The organism is Actinoplanes sp. URMC 104 (genome assembly GCF_051386375.1).
Taxonomy (GTDB): Bacteria; Actinomycetota; Actinomycetes; order Mycobacteriales; family Micromonosporaceae; genus Actinoplanes.
This window is the reverse complement of record NZ_JBPQTO010000002.1, coordinates 49310-65365: the sequence shown is the minus strand read 5'-3', so window position 1 is coordinate 65365 and position 16056 is coordinate 49310. Positions and strand designations below refer to the sequence as shown.

The following is a 16056-nucleotide window of genomic DNA, read 5'->3' as shown; positions in this document are numbered from 1 at the left end:
GCATTGCGGTCAGTTCCCGGCCGCTCAGCCCCCGACCCGGGTCTCCGGGCCGTCGCCGGGCAGGCCGCCGCTGTCGGTCTCGAACGGCGGCACGGGCGTGGAGCCGAGGACCGACCCGTCCGCGCCGTACGCCGTGACGAGCGCCGGGGCGAACGGCGGCACCGACGTCGTCGCGGCCCCGCTCTCGTCCACCGCCACGGACGTCGGCGCGGCCTCGCCGACCTGCAGCGTCAGCCGAGCCGCGCCCGCCGGGCCGGTGACCACCACCTGGTCGGTGCGGTCGTCGCGGCCCTCGGCGCGCAGCCGCCACGCGATCGGTCGCGTGTCCGCGCCCCTGACCGGCAGCAGCAGCCGCAGGTCCTGGCGGTACGAGTCGGCGGTGCCGTGGTAGGCGTACGCCAGCACGCCGCCACCGCGGGGCCGGAGGGTGAACAGCGCCGCGGGCTGCCCGTCGACCACGCCGGTCCAGCGCACCGCCACCTTCGTGCCCGCGGCGGACAGCCGGGCGTCCCGGATCGCGCCGGAGACCCACTGCCGCAACGTGGCCCGGTCGAACGTGCGGGCGCCCAGGGCCGCGGCGACGGTCGCCTCGCTCGCCTCCTGCGGGTCGCCGCCCGAGCTGCCCGACCAGCCGAAGCCCGCGCCGCCCCGGTAGAGCGTGTCGGGCCCGGCGGTGACGGTGATCGTCATCTCGGGCGACAGCGGCACGGGCGGCAGGGTCCGCTCGGCGAGCCCGTCGCCGGGTTCCACCGTGGCGGGCTCGTGCTCCACGCTCCCCTCGGGGGTGTAGCGGAAGCCGGTGCTGACCGCGACCTCGGACCCGGTGGGCGCGACGACCACGAGGACGCCGGGGCCGTCCGACCGCGCCACCGCGTACGTGACCACGGTTTCGCCGCCGTCGACCCGGCCGCTCTCCACCAGGGCGGCGGGCGGGGCGCCGGCGTCGCCGACGTACCAGATCAGCGCCCTGTCCTGGAGGAAGCCGTACCGCAGCGGCACGAGCGCGAGCACCAGGCGCTGGTCGCCGACGTCCGCCGCGTACACGAACCTGATCGCGCCGCGGTCGGCGACCCGCCACGTCTCTCCCGGGTCCTCGACGTCCTGGATCCGCGCCCGTACGCCCTCGAGGAACGCCTCGTCGCCGGCGAGCGACCCGCGGGTGGCGCCCTCGGCCAGCACCGGGTTGAAGCCGGCCACCGCGATGCCGGGCGCCCAGCCGGGAAGCGGCACCAAGCCGCCCTGCACCCCGCCCGCGGCGGCCAGCGCCAGCGCCACGGCGGCCATCCCCGAGCGCCGCTTGACCCGGTGGTGGCGCTCGCGGCGCCGGAAGCCGGACCACGGGTCCTCCGGCACGTCCACCAGCTCCGCCTCGGCCGCGAGCGCATCCTTCAGCACGTGCTCGGTGTTCATGCCCGCGTCCTTTCCGGTACGGCGGTCAGGTGCGCCCGCAGCCGCTCGAGGCCGCGCGACGCCTGGCTCTTGACGGTGCCGACCGAGCAGCCGAGCGCCTCGGCGACCTCCGGCTCGCTCAGGTCGGCGAAGTAGCGCAGCACCAGCACCGCGCGCATCCGCGGCGGCAGCGTGCGCAGCGCGGCGACCACCTGCCGTCGGTGCTCGACCGGTCCGTACGGGTCGGGCGCCGGACTGTCGGATGTCAGCAGCGGCACCTCGCTGACCCGGCGCCGCCGGCGCCACGAGGTCGCGGTGTTGACCATCGCCCGGCGGACGTAGGCGACCGGCGCCTCCATGGCCGCGACGCGGGACCATCGGCGGTGGGTCTTCTCGAGGGCGGCCTGGACCAGGTCCTCGGCGTGGCCGCGGTCGCCGGTGAGCAGGTAGGCGAGCCGCACGAGCGGCCCCCACTGCTGCTCGACGAAGGCGCGGAAGCCGTCGTCCGCCGGTGCGTGTGTGGGCATGAGAGGTCAACGCTCGCGGGCGCCCGAAAGGTTGCCTGTCCGTCCGCGGTGGACGGTGGCAATCCTGTTTCGATGCGATGTCTCAGCTGTTTCCGGCAGCCCGATCAGAAGATCCGGTGCACTTGGGTCGTTTGATCGGCCAGGCCGGTACCCGCGCTGTGACGGAAAGGTTACGGTGAGGAGGCGCCGGGGGATGGGGTCCCGGCGCGAAGTGCGCGCTCTGACCTGGTCGTTTCGACATCCTTCACGGTGCCGGACCGGCCGCGGAGCGTGGCGGGGCGGATCGACAAGCAGGAGTACACAGGAAAGAGCTTTCCGGGGTGCCTGCCGGATCGGTGATCCGGGCACGGGTGCTGGCGTCCATCGGCGAGGTGATGTGGTGATACGCGTTGCGGTGGCCAGAGACGAGGGATACTTCGGCGTCCCGGTCCGTGCCCTGCTCGAGACCAACCCCGACATGCATTTCATCGGCACGCTGCCGTTCGGCAACGACCTGCCGCAGGTCGCCACCGAGATGTGGCCGGACGTGATCGTGATCGACACGGAGTACATGGTGAGCCAGGTGCTGCCGGTTGCCAACGCCGTGCGCGCGGCCAACCCCTCCTGCGCGCTGCTGCTGCTCTGCGACCCGAGCAAGCGCGGCATGCTGCCCCCGCGGCACCGCTCCGGCCCGCTCAATTTCCTGCCCAAGGACGCCTCGGCCGCGCTGCTCGCCGACTCGGTGCGCCGGCTCGCGGGCGGCGAGCGGGTGGTGTCGCCGCGGCTGCAGACCGCCACGCTGCTCACCGACAAGGGACTGACCACCCGCGAGCTCGAGGTGCTCGGGCTGGCGGCCGAGGGGGAGCCGGTGAAGGAGATCGCCCGGCGGCTGTTCCTGTCGGGCGGCACGGTCCGCAACTACCTTTCCGCGGTCATCACCAAGACCGGCGCGCGCAACCGCCTCGACGCGATCCGCATCGCCCGCAAGGACGGCTGGCTGCGCTGAGGGACGTACCGTTGGTCCGGTGTCCGGTCAGCTCACCGTCCCCGCGCTGCCGATCCTGATTCCGCTCGGGGTCGCGCTCATGGTCGCCGCCGCGCTGGTGCTGCACCGCCGCGGCGCGCTCACCCCCGGGCGGCTCGGCGTGGCGTGGGCCGCCGGGTGGTACGCGGTGGCGGTGCTCGGCGCGACGTTCCTGCCGCTGCACCTCGCGTGGGGGCCGGCGACGGGGGAGCCCGAGCTGTTCCGCATCCTGCCGGTCCCGATCCTCAGCATGCGGGTCGGCGACTTCATCCTCAACATCGCGATGACCGTGCCGCTGGCCGCGCTGCTGCACCTGGTGGCCGGGGTGCGCAGCCGCCGCCGGGTCGTGCTGACCGGCTTCCTGCTCAGCGCCGCGATCGAGTCGGCGCAGCTGCTGCTCCTGCTGTTCCTGCACGGCAACCGGTGGGCCGACGTGAACGACCTGATCGCCAACACGCTCGGAGCCTGGCTGGGGTGGCTCGCCTTCCGGCGGCTGCTGCGGGTGCCCGCCGTGGCCCGCACGGCGGCCCGCTGGTCGGTCAACCCGCGGGCCGGCGTTGCCGACCGGGCAGTCGCCCGCTGACGCTCGTCCGGATCACTCCGAACAGAGGCAGAACGGGTGGCCCGCCGGGTCCAGCAGAACCCGATAGGACGTCACGGCCGGACCGTCAGGAGCCGCGGACGCGGTCGTAGAGGTCGCCGATGGAGGCGGCCATGCTGCCGGCGTCGTACGGCTTGCCGGCCGACCGCGCCGGGAGGCGGCCACCGGAACGTTCGGCGACGCAGAGCACCTCGGCCCGCAGCCCGCGCGGCAGCGACTCCGGGTCGTGCGGGGTGAGCCGCCGCGCGCCCTCCACGGGCACCTCGTCCAGCGCGGCGCAGCCGGCGTAGAGCGCGGGCAGCCCCGCGGCGAGCGCCTCGAGCACGACCAGCCCGCACGTGTCGCGGCCGGGGGAGGCGAACACGTCCATGGCGCACAGCATCTCGCGCGCGTGCGGCACGGCACCGGCGAACCGCACCCGGTCGGCGACGCCCTCGATAGTGGCGAGCCGTTCCAGGGCGTGGCGCGCCGAGCCGTCGCCGACCAGCAGCAGCACCGCGCCGGGCACCTCCCGCACGGCGCGGATCAGCACGTCGAACCGTTTGCTCGGCTCGAGCCGGCCGAGTCCGCCGATCACCGGGGTGCCCGCGGGGATGCGCAGCCGGGCCCGGGCGGCGGCGCGCAGCCCCGCGTCGAAGCGGAACTCCGCGGGGTCCAGGGCCTTGGGAATGACGGCCATCCGCTCGGCGGGCACCCCCCGGCGGCGCAGGCGGCCGGCGATCGCCGCGGACACCGCCACGGTGAACCGGCCGTGGGCGCCGGCCCGGTAGAAGGCGCGGGCGCCGAGCACCTGCCGGCTGTCGTCACCCAGGTGGTACTCGGTGGTGATCACGTGGCGCACGCCGGCCAGCCAGGCCGCGAGCCGGCCCTGCAGCCCCGCCCGGAACAGGTGGGTGTGCACCACGTCGAAGCCGCCGCGCAGAACCAGGCGGCGCAGCCGGTTCACCACGCCCGGGTCGAGGTCGCGGGCGCTGACCAGCTCGTGCACGACGGCGCCGCCGGCGCGCACGCCGCCCAGCACCGGACCGGGCGGCGACAGCGTGACCACCTCACCGTGCTGCGGCAGGTGGCCGAGGAGCAGCCGCAGCTGGTGCTCGGCGCTGTCGCCGGCCGGGGCGCTGATGACGTGCAGCACCCGAGCCGCCATTTTCCACTCCCCGCCGCGCTATTGTCGGCAACGCGATTGTGTAGGCCGTTTAATGGACGTTCGCAGAGGTGGCGGCCTTATCAACAGTCGCATATGTCATGCACAACAAGAGGGACGCTCACGTTCCGATTGGCGTGGTGCCGCAGGCCAGCGCGGGTGTCATGCGAAAGGTGAACGATCCTCACACGTCGCATGACAATTGCCACTGTATTCAACCGTACCTTCCTGGCACTCTCGTTCACGCAGGCGGTAAAGGCATTCCAAGACCATTCCAGAGACGCCTTTTCCTTGCCTGATGAAGGAACTTCCGCAGGGCGCAGCGCGCGAGGAGGAATTCATGCAGGTACGGAGTGCGGCGCCGCGGGAGGACGTCGACGAACCGGGGGGTCGATGGCCCGGCACGCGCTGGGCGGGCACGATCGTCGCCGGCCGGGCCGCCCGCGCCGGCGTCGACGCGCTCGCCCTCGCCGCCGCGCTGATGATCGCGACCGTGCTGCGCCACGACGGGCATCTCGACCACGTCGACGTCGGCGGCGTGCTGGCCCTCGCGGCCGTCGGAGCCCTCGTGCACACCCTCGCCGGCCTGCGCTCCGGCCTCTACACCGGCCGATGGGCGTACGGCTGCTTCGAGGAGATCGCGGCGCTGGCCAAGACCGCGGCGGTCACCGTCCCGATCCTGTTCGTCCTCGACACGCTGTTCGGCCGGCTGGTGCCGCGGTCGGCCATCATCGCGTCCGGCCTCATCGCGCTGGTGCTCGCGGCGGGCGTGCGCTATGCCGTACGGCTGACCCGCGACCAGCGGCTGCGCCCGTCGCCGGACCACGGCAGCCGCGTGGTCGTGGTGGGCGCCGGGGAGGGCGCCACCCAGGTGGTCCGCGCCATGCTGCGCAACCCCGACAGCCCGTACATCCCGGTCGCCCTGCTCGACGACGACCCCGCCAAGCGCACCCTGCAGATCATGGGCGTGCCGGTGGCCGGCCCCCGGCACGCGCTGCCCGAGGTGGTCAGCCGCTACGAGGCCGACGTGGTGCTGATCGCCATCCCGAGCGCGGGCGCCGACCTGGTGCGCGAGCTGACCGACCTGGCCCGCGCATGCGACGTCGAGGTCAAGGTCGTGCCGCCGGTGGTCGAGCTGTTCGGCCGCACGGTCGGGGTCGACGACATCCGCCCGGTCACCCACGCTGACCTGCTCGGCCGCCGCGAGATCGGCATCGACCTCGCGGCGATCGCCGGCTACCTGTCCGGCCGCCGCGTGCTCGTCACGGGCGCCGGCGGGTCGATCGGCTCGGAGCTGTGCCGCCAGGTCGCCCGGTTCGCGCCGGCGGAGCTGGTGATGCTCGACCGCGACGAGTCCGGCCTGCACGCCGTGCAGCTCTCGATGGACGGCCGCGGCCTGCTCGACGACCACAACCTGGTGGTCGCCGACATCCGCGACCAGCAGCGGCTCGACGAGGTCTTCACCGAGCACCGGCCGCAGGTGGTGTTCCACGCCGCGGCGCTCAAGCACCTGCCGCTGCTCGAGATGCACCCCGGAGAGGCGCTCAAGACCAACATCCTCGGCACCTACCAGGTGCTGCAGACCGCGCTGCGCCATGGCGTCGAGCGGCTGGTCAACATCTCCACCGACAAGGCCGCCGACCCCGGCAGTGTGCTGGGCTACTCCAAGCGCATCACCGAGCGGCTCACCGCGGCCGCCGACCAGGCCGGCCCGGGCACCTTCTGCAGCGTCCGCTTCGGCAACGTGCTCGGCAGCCGCGGCTCGGTGCTCACCGCGTTCGCCGCCCAGGTCGAGGCGGGCGGCCCGATCACCGTCACCCACCCCGACGTCTCGCGCTTCTTCATGACCGTGCAGGAGGCGGTACGGCTGGTCGTGCAGGCCGGCGCGCTCGACAGCGCGGGGGAGGTGCTCGTGCTCGACATGGGCGAGCCGGTGCGGATCGCCGATGTGGCGCGCCGCCTGGCCGACGCCGCCGAGCGGCACGTGTCGATCGTCTACACCGGACTGCGGCCCGGCGAGAAGCTGCACGAGAGCCTGTTCGGCCCGGACGAGGCCGACCACCGCCCCAACCACCCGCTCATCTCGCAGGTGCCCGTGCCGCCGCTGGACGGCTCGGCGCTCTCCCTGCTCGACGCGGCCGCGCCCCGCGCCGACCTCATCGCCGTCATGCGCTGGCTCGCCGAGAGCCCCGCGCTCTCCGTCGCCCGCCCGGCGCGCGCCGCCGATCCGTCCAGCCGCAGCCGCGCCGCCTGACCCCCTTGCCGCCGCGGTCGCGTGGCCCGCCCATCCCGCCGCAGTCGCGCGGCCTGACCCTTCCAGCCTCGAGGAGCTTGTCATGCGGGTCGTCATCGTCGGTCAGGGATACGTCGGGCTGCCGCTGGCCGTCCGCGCCGCCCGGGTCGGCCACACGGTCGTCGGCTTCGACGTCGACGACGAACGGATCAAACGGCTGGCCGCCGGGGAGTCGTACGTGGACGACGTGACCTCGGCCGAGCTGCGCGAGCTGCTCGACGCGGGCACGTTCCACCCGTCGGCGGACCCGCGGTCGTGCGCCGGCTTCGACGTCGCGGTCATCGCCGTGCCCACCCCGCTGCGCGAGGGCACACCCGATCTCAAGTACATCGAGGAGTCGGCCCGCACGCTCGCCCGCTATCTGCGCCCGGGCGCGACCGTGGCGCTCGAGTCGACCACCTATCCCGGCACCACCACCGACCTGGTGGCCCCGCTGCTCGAGGAGGGCTCGGGGCTGATCGCCGGCGACGACTTCTTCCTCGGCTACAGCCCCGAGCGCATCGACCCGGGCAACCGCGAGTGGTCGCTGCAGACGACGCCCAAGGTGGTGTCGGGCATCAACCCCGCGTCGCTCGAGCGGATCGAGGCCTTCTACGGCTCGGTGGTCGACCGGACGGTGCCGGTCGGCGACACCAAGGTGGCCGAGCTGGCCAAGCTGCTCGAGAACACGTTCCGGCACGTGAACATCGCGCTGGTCAACGAGCTCGCGGTGTTCGCCCACGACCTCGGCATCGACGTGTGGGAGGCGATCGACGCCGCGTCGTCCAAGCCGTTCGGCTATCTGCGCTTCGTGCCCGGCCCGGGCGTAGGCGGGCACTGCCTGCCGATCGACCCGTCGTACCTGTCCTGGCGGGTGCAGCGCACGCTCGGGCAGAGCTTCCGCTTCGTGGAGCTCGCCAACGACATCAACAACCACATGCCCGACTACGTCGTCCGGCGGCTGGTGTCCGCGCTCAACGAACGCCGCAAGCCGGTCAACGGCTCGACGATCCTGCTGCTCGGCCTCGCGTACAAGAAGAACAGCGGCGACGCCCGCGAGTCGCCGGCCCGCCGGGTCGCGTCGCTGCTGCTCGACATGGGCGCCGACGTGCGCGCCGCCGACCCGCACGTGGTCGAGGACGCCCAGGTCGACCGGCGCGTGGCGCGGGTCGCGCTGACCGCCGCGTCGGTGGCCGAGGCCGACGCCGTGGTGCTGCTCGCCGACCACGACGTGTTCGACCTCGACCTGGTGACCACCCATGCCTCGTACGTGCTCGACACCCGGCACCGCCTGACCGGACCCACCGTGGAGTCGTTGTGAAACTCTGGTCGTTCGTCCAGCGCCTGATCGCAGCCGTCGCCCTGCTCGTGCTCTCCCCGGTCCTGCTCGTGCTCGCGGCGTGGATCCGCATCGCGGACGGCCCCGGCGTGCTTTTCGTGCAGGAGCGGGCCGGGCTGCGCGGCAAGCCGTTCCGCATGCTGAAGTTCCGCTCGATGGTGCACGACTCGGTGGCGCTGAGCGCGCAGCTGGGCATCGGGGACCCGTACGGGCTCGTCGAGAACGACCCACGGATCACCCGCTGCGGCAGGTTCCTGCGCCGCACCAGCCTCGACGAGCTGCCCCAGCTGGTGAACGTGGTGGCCGGGCAGATGCTGCTGGTCGGCCCGCGCCCCGACGTGCTGCCGCAGGTCGCGCACTACTCGCCGCTCGACGCGCGGCGCCTGGAGGTGAAGCCCGGCATCACCGGCTGGGCGCAGGTCAACGGCCGCGACGACATCGACTGGCCGCAGCGGTTCGTGCTCGACCGCTGGTACGTCGACAACCGGTCGCCCGTCCTGGATCTGCGCATCCTCTGGCGTACGGTCGCCGACCTGCGCCGCGGCGAGCCCCCGGTGCACGTCGACACGATGAACATCGCCCGCGCCGGCTCCACCGGGCCGGACGCCGACACCGTGAACCTCGCCCGCGCAGTCTCCGCCGAGCCCGGCGGCGGCACCGTGAACCTCTCCCGCGCCGCCTCCGCCGCGCCGGAGACGACCGCGGGGGACACCCGCCGTGCGGCCTGAGATCGGCTCCGAGTTCCATTGGGACCCCGCCTTCCTGGGCACGACCCGAGCCGACGTGCTGCCGCCGCAGGGCCGGCTGTTCGCCACCGCCTGCGGGGCACTGCGCGTCCTGCTGCGCCGGCTCGCCCCGCCCGGACGCCTGCACGTGCCGTCGTTCTTCTGCATGGGCGTGGCGGAGGCGCTCGGCCGCGACGTGCCGCCGGCCTGGTACCGCCACCTGCCCGACGACCGCGGCCCGCACTGGGAGACGCTGCACGCCGTGCCCGGCGACGTGGTGCTCGCGCAGAACCTCTTCGGCCGCGAGGACGGCCTCGGCTGGCGTGACTGGATCGACGCGCACCCCGGCGTGACCGTCGTGGAGGACCACTCGCACGACCCCTTCGGCCCCTGGGCGCGGACGAGCACGGCACCGTACGCCGTGGCGTCGCTCCGCAAGACGCTGCCCGTGCCCGACGGCGGCCTGCTGTGGTCACCCCGCGGCCTCGACCTGCCCGCCCCGGCCGGCCCGCCCGCCGAGGGGGCCGCGCTGAAACTGGCCGCCATGCTGCTCAAGGCCGCCTGGCTCGACGGCCACCCGGTCCCCAAGGACGTGTTCCGCTCCCTGCAACAGCGCGGCGAGCAGTCGCTGCTGGGCAGCGCCGCCCCGCCGAGCCCGTTCACCGCCGCCGTCCTGCCGCTGCTCGACATCACCGGTCTGCGCGCCGCCGCCACCCGCAACGCCCGCGCGCTGTCGGCCTTGCTCGGTCTCGAAGTGCGGGGCGCCGCGCCCTTCCGGGTGCAGCTGCTCAGCCCCGACGAGCCCACGCGCGACGCCCTGCTGCGGCACCTGGCCCGCAACGGCATCTTCGCCCCCGTGCACTGGCGGCAGGACCGGGGTGCCCTGTGGAGCGGCGACGAGCAGGCCGCCGACTTCGCCGCCCGCATCCTGACCGTGCCGATCGACCACCGCTGCGGCCCCGCCGAGGTGCACCGCGCCGCCGAGGTGCTGGCCGCCTTCACCCGCGTAGGGCCCGCTAGCCTCATCGGATGATCGAGACCGCGCGGCTCCTGCTCGAGGACCTGGACACGGCCACCGCCGCCGCCATCGTGGCCGGCGACCGCACCGGCCGCTCCTGGCAGGACGACTTCCCCCGCGAGGACGACCAGGACGCCGCCGCCATGACCGTGCGGCACCCCGACCCCGTGTTCGGCTCGTACGTCATCGTCGAGAAGGCCTCGGGCCTGGCCGTCGGCACGATCGGCTTCCACGGCCCGCCCGACCCCGACGGCGCCGCCATGGTCGGCTACGGCCTGGTGGCCGCCGCCCGCGAACGCGGCTACGCCACCGAGGCGCTGCGCGCCCTTGTCGGGTACGCCTTCACCCAGCCCGGCGTCCGCACCCTCACGGCCGACCCGCTGACCGGCAACGCCGCCTCCCACCGCGTGCTCGAGAAGGCCGGCTTCCACCGGACCCACACCGCCGAGGGCGCCCACTGGTACGCCCTCGAGGCCCCCGCCTGAGCGAAGCCCGAAGCCTGTCTACCCAACGGTGTGACGGTGCTCGACGGCGTTGAGGGCAGCCGCTACTCGTCCTCGTCGTCGCCGGTCCACCGCGGCTCCGGCGAAAGGTGCCACAGGAGCAGGCGATACCGCTCCGTCCCGGCCAGCGCCCGCACCATCTCCTCGTACTCGGCCAGGTCACCGCCGGTCGCCTCGTCCCAGAGCCGGCGGGCTCGGACGCGGCCGTAGCCGCACACCCGCACGGCGTACGTGCCCGGGCCCGCCGGAAGCTCGACGCCGAGCCGCACCGTCTCGTCCACCGACTCCGGGAGGCTGATCATTCCACCGGGAGTCGCGAGTACGCCGTCCCGAACCAGGTCGGCGTCGTCGTCCGCCGCCGGCGCCGCGCCCAGCACGTCGATCCGCACCTCGATGGGCACGAGGTCGGTCACCACCTCGACCATCACCGCATGGGGTGCCCAGCCGACCACCTCACGGCTCGCGGCGGCGACCGCGACAGCAGCATCGGATTCCGCGCAGGTGGGATCGTGGACGCCGAACATCCGATAGGTGGCGCCCACCGTCGTCCGCCACATCGACGTCGCCCGCGAAGCCATCGCATCCCCTCCGTCGCCTTCCGGACCACACTGCCCGAACGCCGCCCGACAGTCGGACGCCCACCCCCCGATACGGGCCGGCCTTTCCCGCAGGGCTGCGTCTCTCGATCGCCGACTCCCGGGTGACCGAACGGTGGAGCACTGACCGGGCGAACAGGTGGAGTGTGCGCCGCATTTGCCGCGCTGCGCACCGGGCGTCCCGATCCGTCGCGGGTTCTTGTCGGACCCCGTCCGTACGGTCCGGCGCATGGCATCGGAGATTCTGAAACACCTGTCCGCCGCGGCCGACGCCGCCGGCGACAAGCTGACCGAGGCGGAGGCCGGCCGGGCGAACGCCGACCGGCTGCTGGCGGATCTGGCCACGGCCGGCACCAGCGCGGTCCGCGCCCTGCCGCCCGACCCGTCCGCCCCCGTGCCGCGGCGCTGGGTCGACGCGGACGGCCGCGCGATGGTCGACGTCGAGATCGAGGTCGACGACACCTTCGGGGCATTTCTCGACTCGCTGCCCGACGCCGACGCGTTCATCCTGGACGCCGCGCTGCGCGAGCTGAAGCGGTCCACCCTCGGCCGGCACGCCTACTACCGCCGGTTGACCGCCGCCGCGCAGGAGTTCGGTCTGCGGGTCGGCTGGGGCGCCGACCTCGACCAGTGGATGGACCACTACCCCGACCCGCCCGCCCGGCTCACCGCCGACGTGCTCGCCGCGCACGCCGAGTGGCTGAAGCAGCCCACCACCCGCCCGTGAGGAGCGATCAAACCCTTGAGGCACGCGCACGCAGCCTGGAAGCGCACGCCTTCCGGACCGACTGCCGCCTCCGCGACCTGGAAGCCCTGATGGCCGAACTGACCGGCACCGACGATCCCTTGCCGGGCGGCCGCCGCGAGCGTCTGGACCGCCTCGAGCGGGAACTGACGAGACTCAGTCGGCTGCTCCCGCCTGCCCGGCGCACCGGCAACGAAGCCGAAACGGACACCGGCACGCCGGAGTAAGCCCGGATACCCGGCCCCTGGGCAGTCGGCGGGGCCGGGCCGGGCCGCGAACGATGTCGTCGCTCAGCCGCGGTGGAGCCAGAAGAACTCCCCACGCTGGGCCGCCTAGGTGTGCAACTGTTGAAGTCGGTTTACACCTGGGTCTGACTCTTTTGCTTAAGTCGTTCGTAGGGTGTCTGGCCGTCCAGGGCGCCGTGTGGGCGGTGGTAGTTGTAGTAATCCTCCCATTCGCGCAGCTTGTCGTTGAAGACGCCGGTGTCGTCGATGACGACGCCTTCGAGCATGCGGTAGAACTCTTCGGCGTCGATGCGGTGGGATCGTTCGACCTTGCCGTTGAGGTGCGGCGATGCGGGTTTGATGTAGGTGTGGGCGATGCCTTGGTCGAGCACGTGCCAGTGGAACTGGGTCTGGAACTCGGCACCGTTGTCGGTCTGGATGACCTCCACCCGAAACGGCAGGCGTTGCAGGACGTAGTCGAGGAACTGGATGGCGGTCTTCTGATCGCATCGCGGGTAGATGCGCAGCACGCGCAGCCGGGTGCAGTCGTCGATCGCGGTGAACTGGTAGTACCTGGCACGGCGGCGTTGCTTGGGTAGCCGGCCTGATACCGGCGCTGTGCCGGTCGTGGGGTCGGCGGGCAGGCCGATCGGCTCGATGAACTTGACGTCGATCTGGAGCCGGTTGCCGGGAAGTGGTTTCTCGTAACGTTTCCAGCGTTTCTCGCGGCTGGTGTAGCGCTGCGAGGCGGGCAGCCGGTTGAGGCCGAGGCGGACCAGGATGTTGTAGATCGCCGAGCTGGTGATCGTGATGTCGTGGTATCGCTTGAGATACATCTGGATCTTCACCGGGCCGAAGTGATAGTTCTGCCGCAGGTAGACGATCTTGTTGACGATGTCGGCATGCGTCGCGGTCGGGCAGTGGTGCGGGGCGCTCGAGCGATCGCGCAGGCCGGTGAGGCCTTCGTCCTGGTAGCGGCGCAGCCATTTGTAGTAGGTCGGCCGGCTGATGCCGTAGTAGCGGCAGGTGCGGGCGACGTTGCCGGTGACTTCTTCAACGTGCCGCAGAACCGCCAGGCGATGCTGTGCCTGACGGTCCAGCTTCTGGTCCATCGACGGGGGCATAAGTCTCCAACGATCGGAGACCCGAAGTGTTAACAACCTCTGGCAGTTTTAGACCTAGGTGTTCTCTCCATGGACGTTGATGACACGTCCAGAATCTTGAAAGAGGTGAGGGCGTCCGGGTGAGGTCAAGCTTTGTCATGCCGTGTTGTCCGAGACCGGCAGACCGCGCCTGGCCCGGTGCGACGACGGCTGGCCACTGCGCCGCGCAGCGGAACGGTTCCAGAACAACGTGACCACGGAGCATGACGGTGGGCCGACCGGTATCGCAGCGAGGGAATCGAGGCGATGAGCGACCGGTCCAGCCGGCCGCATCGCAGCCCGGCGGACCGAGCGCAAGGTGTTGCATTGCCGGTCGATCCGCCGCTGCGAACACCGAGCGCCCGGAGATCTGATCCACGACGCCAAGAAGCTCGGCACCATCCCCGACGGCGGCGGATGCCGGGCCGTCGGCCGCGTCGCGTCCCCGACCTCTCCAGACGGAGCACCTAGGGCAGGTCGTGGGCGGCGGCGGGCGTCAGGTGGCGTGGCGGATTCGCGTCAGCCAGTCGGATACCAGGGCCGCGCACAGGTCGGACTGCTCGGTGATGACGTTGTGGCCGGCCGCGTCGAGGACGGCGAACGACGCGCGGGGGTAGTGGTCGATGCGGCTCCAGGCGTCGGAGTAGCCGACCACCTCGTCCTGGCGGGCGGTGAGGTGCAGGGCCGGCTGCAGGAACGGCTCGGGGTGGGCGTCCTCCGGCTCGCGGTCGAGCGAGTAGTTCCCGGCGATGCGGTCCAGCGCTTCCTGGTCGGCGCCCTCCAGGCCGGGCAGGAGGTGCTCCACGAAGGCGCGGGCGTTGTCCGGCGACTCCACCACGGCCTCCTCGCGGTACGCCTCGAGCGCCGCGCCGAGGATCGGCACGACCCGGGGGTCCTGGCGGAGGACCGTGCGGGGCGGCACGGTCCGCCGGTCGTGCGCGGCGATGAAGACGCCGGCCAGGGTGGCCAGCCCGAGGACCTGCGGGCGCAGCTCGTGGGCGACGTAACGGGCGATCATCCCGCCGAACGAGTTGCCCAGCACGGCGAACGGCTCGTCGCCGACGCGCGCCACGACCTCGGCGACGACCGCGTCGGCGACCTGCTGCGAGCTGCCCACCGACCCCGCCGGTGAGCCCGTCGCGCCGGGCAGGTCGAGGTAGATGCGCCGCCATCCCCCGGAGCGCTCGAACACCGGCTCCAGCGGGAGCAGACTGCGATGGTCCAGACCGAATCCGTGCACCAGCACCACGGGGGTGCCGGAACCTGTCTCATGGGCGAACACGCAGCGAGACTACGCTGGGCCGGTGGGCTCCCCGCCGCGGGTTCGCGAGGCGCGCGTCCCGGACGCCGCGCGGATGGCGGTCGTCACCGTGCGGTGCTGGCAGGAGACGTACCGCGGCCTGGTGCCCGACGCGGTGCTCGACGACCCGGGGTTCGTGACCGCCCGGGAGAGGTTCTGGACGGCCGCGCTGACCGACGAGCGCTACCGGGCCAACCGCGTGGCGGTCGCCGAGCGCGACGGTGAGATCGTGGGCGTCGCCATGTCGGGGCCGCCCCTGGACCCGGGAGCGACGTGGGACCGGCAGCTGTATGTGCTCTACGTGCTGGCGGCCGAGCACGGCACGGGGGCCGGGCGGGCGCTGCTCGAGGCGGTGGTCGCACCGGGGGAGGCGGCGGCGCTGTGGGTGGCCGACCCCAACCCGCGGGCGCAGGCGTTCTATCGCAAGCACGGCTTCGCCGCCGACGGGACCGCCGAGGTGCGCGACGGGGTGCGGGAGATCCGCATGGTCCGGCTCGTGGGTGAGCCGGACCGGCGGACGGGCGGGCGTCAGCGGTAGGGCGGGAACCGGCCGGTCAGGGACTCCGGCGTCGGCGGCCCGGCGAGCTTCTCGTAGTTGGGCGGGTCGGTGATGACGCGCCACGTGTGGAACTCGTGGCGGCCGGCGCCGAACTGGGACTTGTAGCGGAACAGCGAGTCGGCCGCGCCGCCCACGCCGCCACCGAGGTGGTAGACGGTGTTGCCGCGGTCGCGGCCCCAGGTGCGCACGGCGTGGTAGAGCAGCTTGTCGGCGTAGTGGATCGGTCCGTCGGCGGTGGACTGCAGGTGGGTGTGCATCGTCCCGGCGTACTCGAAGAACAGGTTGCCGCCGAGGACGCGGCCGTCCAGCAGGGCGACCGCCAGGTGCACGTGCCCGGCGAGGGCGGCGTGCAGCCGGTGGAAGTGGTCGGCGCCGAAGAAGTAGAACCCGGCGGCCCCGACGCGGCGCATCGTGGCGTGGTAGGTGCCGATCCAGGCGTCGTAGAGCGACCAGTCGTCGAAGACGATCTCGACGCCGGCCCGCCGGGCCTTGCTGATCTGGTTGCGGTGGCTGCGGTGCGTCTGCGACCAGGTCTGTTCCGGGCTCAGCGTGAGGTCGAGCGAGACGGTCTCGCCGTGGCGCACGACGGTGCCGGCGAGGGCTTCGGGATGGAGGGGCAGCAGCGGGTGGAGCCGCGCGAAGACGGTCACCACGCTCTCGGTGCTGAGCAGGGAGATCATCGCTTCGGTGGCCCGGGACCAGAAGGCAGCGTCCAGACTGCCGACCGGGCCGGGATATCCGTACGGGGAGGTCGCGTCCTGCAGGTCGGTGTCGGGCACCGGCCGGAGCAGAAGGGGCAGCAGGAAGACGCGTCCCGCCTCGTCGTAGCGGAAGGCCACCGGAGTTGCGCCGGTCAGACCGGCGTCGAGCCGCACGTACTCGGGGATGTGGTAGACGTCGTGCCGGACCCGGTCGAGCGCCTCCGTCCAGGCCGGGTCCCGGGGTGACAGCAGTGCGGCATTCGCCATG

The 16056-nt window shown here is 72.8% G+C and carries 17 protein-coding genes and 1 pseudogene; 11 read left to right on the top strand and 7 right to left on the bottom strand.

Annotation, left to right across the window (positions count from 1 at the left end):
- Positions 1-24: 24 nt before the first annotated feature.
- Both ACSNN8_RS01185 and ACSNN8_RS01180 read right to left on the bottom strand, forming a co-directional pair.
- Entirely contained in the window at positions 25-1410 is a 1386-nt protein-coding gene (locus ACSNN8_RS01185; RefSeq protein ID WP_436646294.1) for a hypothetical protein, read from the bottom strand.
- Entirely contained in the window at positions 1407-1916 is a 510-nt protein-coding gene (locus ACSNN8_RS01180) for a SigE family RNA polymerase sigma factor (protein ID WP_436646293.1), read from the bottom strand. Before ACSNN8_RS01180 ends, ACSNN8_RS01185 begins: the two co-directional genes overlap by 4 nt.
- Positions 1917-2310: 394 nt before the next feature.
- Between ACSNN8_RS01180 and ACSNN8_RS01175 the strand changes: the two genes are divergently transcribed.
- Complete coding sequence (locus tag ACSNN8_RS01175; protein WP_436646291.1) at positions 2311-2901, top strand: response regulator transcription factor; 591 nt, start codon at positions 2311-2313, stop codon at positions 2899-2901.
- A gap of 19 nt (positions 2902-2920) precedes the next feature.
- A complete protein-coding gene (locus ACSNN8_RS01170; RefSeq protein ID WP_436646290.1) occupies positions 2921-3502 on the top strand; it encodes a VanZ family protein in 582 nt (193 codons plus the stop codon).
- Between the two features lie 85 nt (positions 3503-3587).
- Here the strand turns inward: ACSNN8_RS01170 and ACSNN8_RS01165 are convergent, their stop codons facing one another.
- Positions 3588-4667 (bottom strand): glycosyltransferase, encoded by a 1080-nt coding sequence (locus ACSNN8_RS01165; RefSeq protein ID WP_436646288.1) that lies wholly within the window; start codon positions 4665-4667, stop codon positions 3588-3590.
- Positions 4668-5004: 337 nt separating this feature from the next.
- Between ACSNN8_RS01165 and ACSNN8_RS01160 the strand changes: the two genes are divergently transcribed.
- From ACSNN8_RS01160 to ACSNN8_RS01140, 5 genes are all read left to right on the top strand, one after another.
- Complete coding sequence (locus tag ACSNN8_RS01160) at positions 5005-6918, top strand: polysaccharide biosynthesis protein (protein WP_436646287.1); 1914 nt, start codon at positions 5005-5007, stop codon at positions 6916-6918.
- A gap of 82 nt (positions 6919-7000) precedes the next feature.
- Positions 7001-8257: a nucleotide sugar dehydrogenase gene (locus ACSNN8_RS01155; RefSeq protein ID WP_436646285.1), complete on the top strand. Its 1257-nt coding sequence runs from the start codon at positions 7001-7003 to the stop codon at positions 8255-8257.
- Positions 8254-9003 (top strand): sugar transferase, encoded by a 750-nt coding sequence (locus ACSNN8_RS01150; RefSeq protein ID WP_436646283.1) that lies wholly within the window; start codon positions 8254-8256, stop codon positions 9001-9003. The genes ACSNN8_RS01155 and ACSNN8_RS01150 overlap by 4 nt, the downstream gene beginning before the upstream one ends.
- Positions 8993-10033, top strand: a complete 1041-nt coding sequence (locus ACSNN8_RS01145) for a hypothetical protein (RefSeq protein ID WP_436646281.1) — start codon at positions 8993-8995, stop codon at positions 10031-10033. Before ACSNN8_RS01150 ends, ACSNN8_RS01145 begins: the two co-directional genes overlap by 11 nt.
- Positions 10030-10503, top strand: coding sequence for a GNAT family N-acetyltransferase (locus ACSNN8_RS01140; RefSeq protein WP_436646280.1), 474 nt, complete (start codon positions 10030-10032; stop codon positions 10501-10503). Before ACSNN8_RS01145 ends, ACSNN8_RS01140 begins: the two co-directional genes overlap by 4 nt.
- A 62-nt stretch (positions 10504-10565) precedes the next feature.
- On the opposite strand, the gene ACSNN8_RS01135 is transcribed toward ACSNN8_RS01140, so the two are convergent.
- Positions 10566-11099: a hypothetical protein gene (locus tag ACSNN8_RS01135; RefSeq protein ID WP_436646278.1), complete on the bottom strand. Its 534-nt coding sequence runs from the start codon at positions 11097-11099 to the stop codon at positions 10566-10568.
- Positions 11100-11346: 247 nt separating this feature from the next.
- Here ACSNN8_RS01135 and ACSNN8_RS01130 point away from each other — a divergent pair, with 247 nt between their 5' ends.
- Positions 11347-11844 carry a hypothetical protein gene (locus ACSNN8_RS01130; RefSeq protein WP_436646277.1) on the top strand — a complete coding sequence of 166 codons (498 nt, stop codon included), beginning with the start codon at positions 11347-11349 and terminating at the stop codon, positions 11842-11844.
- Positions 11841-12089, top strand: a complete 249-nt coding sequence (locus ACSNN8_RS01125) for a hypothetical protein (RefSeq protein ID WP_436646275.1) — start codon at positions 11841-11843, stop codon at positions 12087-12089. The genes ACSNN8_RS01130 and ACSNN8_RS01125 overlap by 4 nt, the downstream gene beginning before the upstream one ends.
- Before the next feature lie 131 nt (positions 12090-12220).
- Here ACSNN8_RS01125 and ACSNN8_RS01120 read toward each other — a convergent pair whose 3' ends face one another.
- On the bottom strand, positions 12221-13198 hold the full coding sequence (locus ACSNN8_RS01120; protein WP_436646273.1) for an IS481 family transposase: 978 nt from the start codon (positions 13196-13198) through the stop codon (positions 12221-12223).
- Positions 13199-13352: 154 nt separating this feature from the next.
- Between ACSNN8_RS01120 and ACSNN8_RS01115 the strand changes: the two are divergent.
- A pseudogene (locus tag ACSNN8_RS01115) lies at positions 13353-13574 on the top strand (leucine zipper domain-containing protein); the annotation flags it as partial.
- Between the two features lie 150 nt (positions 13575-13724).
- Here ACSNN8_RS01115 and ACSNN8_RS01110 read toward each other — a convergent pair.
- The gene (locus ACSNN8_RS01110; RefSeq protein ID WP_436646272.1) at positions 13725-14510 is read right to left on the bottom strand and encodes an alpha/beta fold hydrolase; all 786 of its coding nucleotides are present in this window, start codon (positions 14508-14510) and stop codon (positions 13725-13727) included.
- Positions 14511-14532: 22 nt separating this feature from the next.
- On the opposite strand from ACSNN8_RS01110, the gene ACSNN8_RS01105 reads away from it, so the two are divergent.
- Positions 14533-15066 carry an N-acetyltransferase family protein gene (locus ACSNN8_RS01105; protein ID WP_436646271.1) on the top strand — a complete coding sequence of 178 codons (534 nt, stop codon included), beginning with the start codon at positions 14533-14535 and terminating at the stop codon, positions 15064-15066.
- On the opposite strand, the gene ACSNN8_RS01100 is transcribed toward ACSNN8_RS01105, so the two are convergent.
- On the bottom strand, positions 15057-16055 hold the full coding sequence (locus ACSNN8_RS01100; RefSeq protein WP_436646270.1) for a GNAT family N-acetyltransferase: 999 nt from the start codon (positions 16053-16055) through the stop codon (positions 15057-15059). The two genes, ACSNN8_RS01105 and ACSNN8_RS01100, sit on opposite strands and share 10 nt — an antisense overlap.
- Between the last annotated feature and the right edge of the window lies 1 nt (position 16056).

Bases quoted from the DNA above. Each gene is read 5' to 3' on its own strand.
- ACSNN8_RS01100 (WP_436646270.1), bottom strand. From the start codon at position 16,055: ATGGCGAATGCCGCACTGCTGTCACCCCGGGACCCGGCCTGGACGGAG.
- ACSNN8_RS01135 (WP_436646278.1), bottom strand. From the start codon at position 11,099: ATGGCTTCGCGGGCGACGTCGATGTGGCGGACGACGGTGGGCGCCACC.
- ACSNN8_RS01120 (WP_436646273.1), bottom strand. From the start codon at position 13,198: ATGGACCAGAAGCTGGACCGTCAGGCACAGCATCGCCTGGCGGTTCTG.
- ACSNN8_RS01180 (WP_436646293.1), bottom strand. From the start codon at position 1,916: ATGCCCACACACGCACCGGCGGACGACGGCTTCCGCGCCTTCGTCGAG.
- ACSNN8_RS01140 (WP_436646280.1), top strand. From the start codon at position 10,030: ATGATCGAGACCGCGCGGCTCCTGCTCGAGGACCTGGACACGGCCACC.
- ACSNN8_RS01130 (WP_436646277.1), top strand. From the start codon at position 11,347: ATGGCATCGGAGATTCTGAAACACCTGTCCGCCGCGGCCGACGCCGCC.
- ACSNN8_RS01155 (WP_436646285.1), top strand. From the start codon at position 7,001: ATGCGGGTCGTCATCGTCGGTCAGGGATACGTCGGGCTGCCGCTGGCC.
- ACSNN8_RS01165 (WP_436646288.1), bottom strand. From the start codon at position 4,667: ATGGCGGCTCGGGTGCTGCACGTCATCAGCGCCCCGGCCGGCGACAGC.
- ACSNN8_RS01185 (WP_436646294.1), bottom strand. From the start codon at position 1,410: ATGAACACCGAGCACGTGCTGAAGGATGCGCTCGCGGCCGAGGCGGAG.
- ACSNN8_RS01160 (WP_436646287.1), top strand. From the start codon at position 5,005: ATGCAGGTACGGAGTGCGGCGCCGCGGGAGGACGTCGACGAACCGGGG.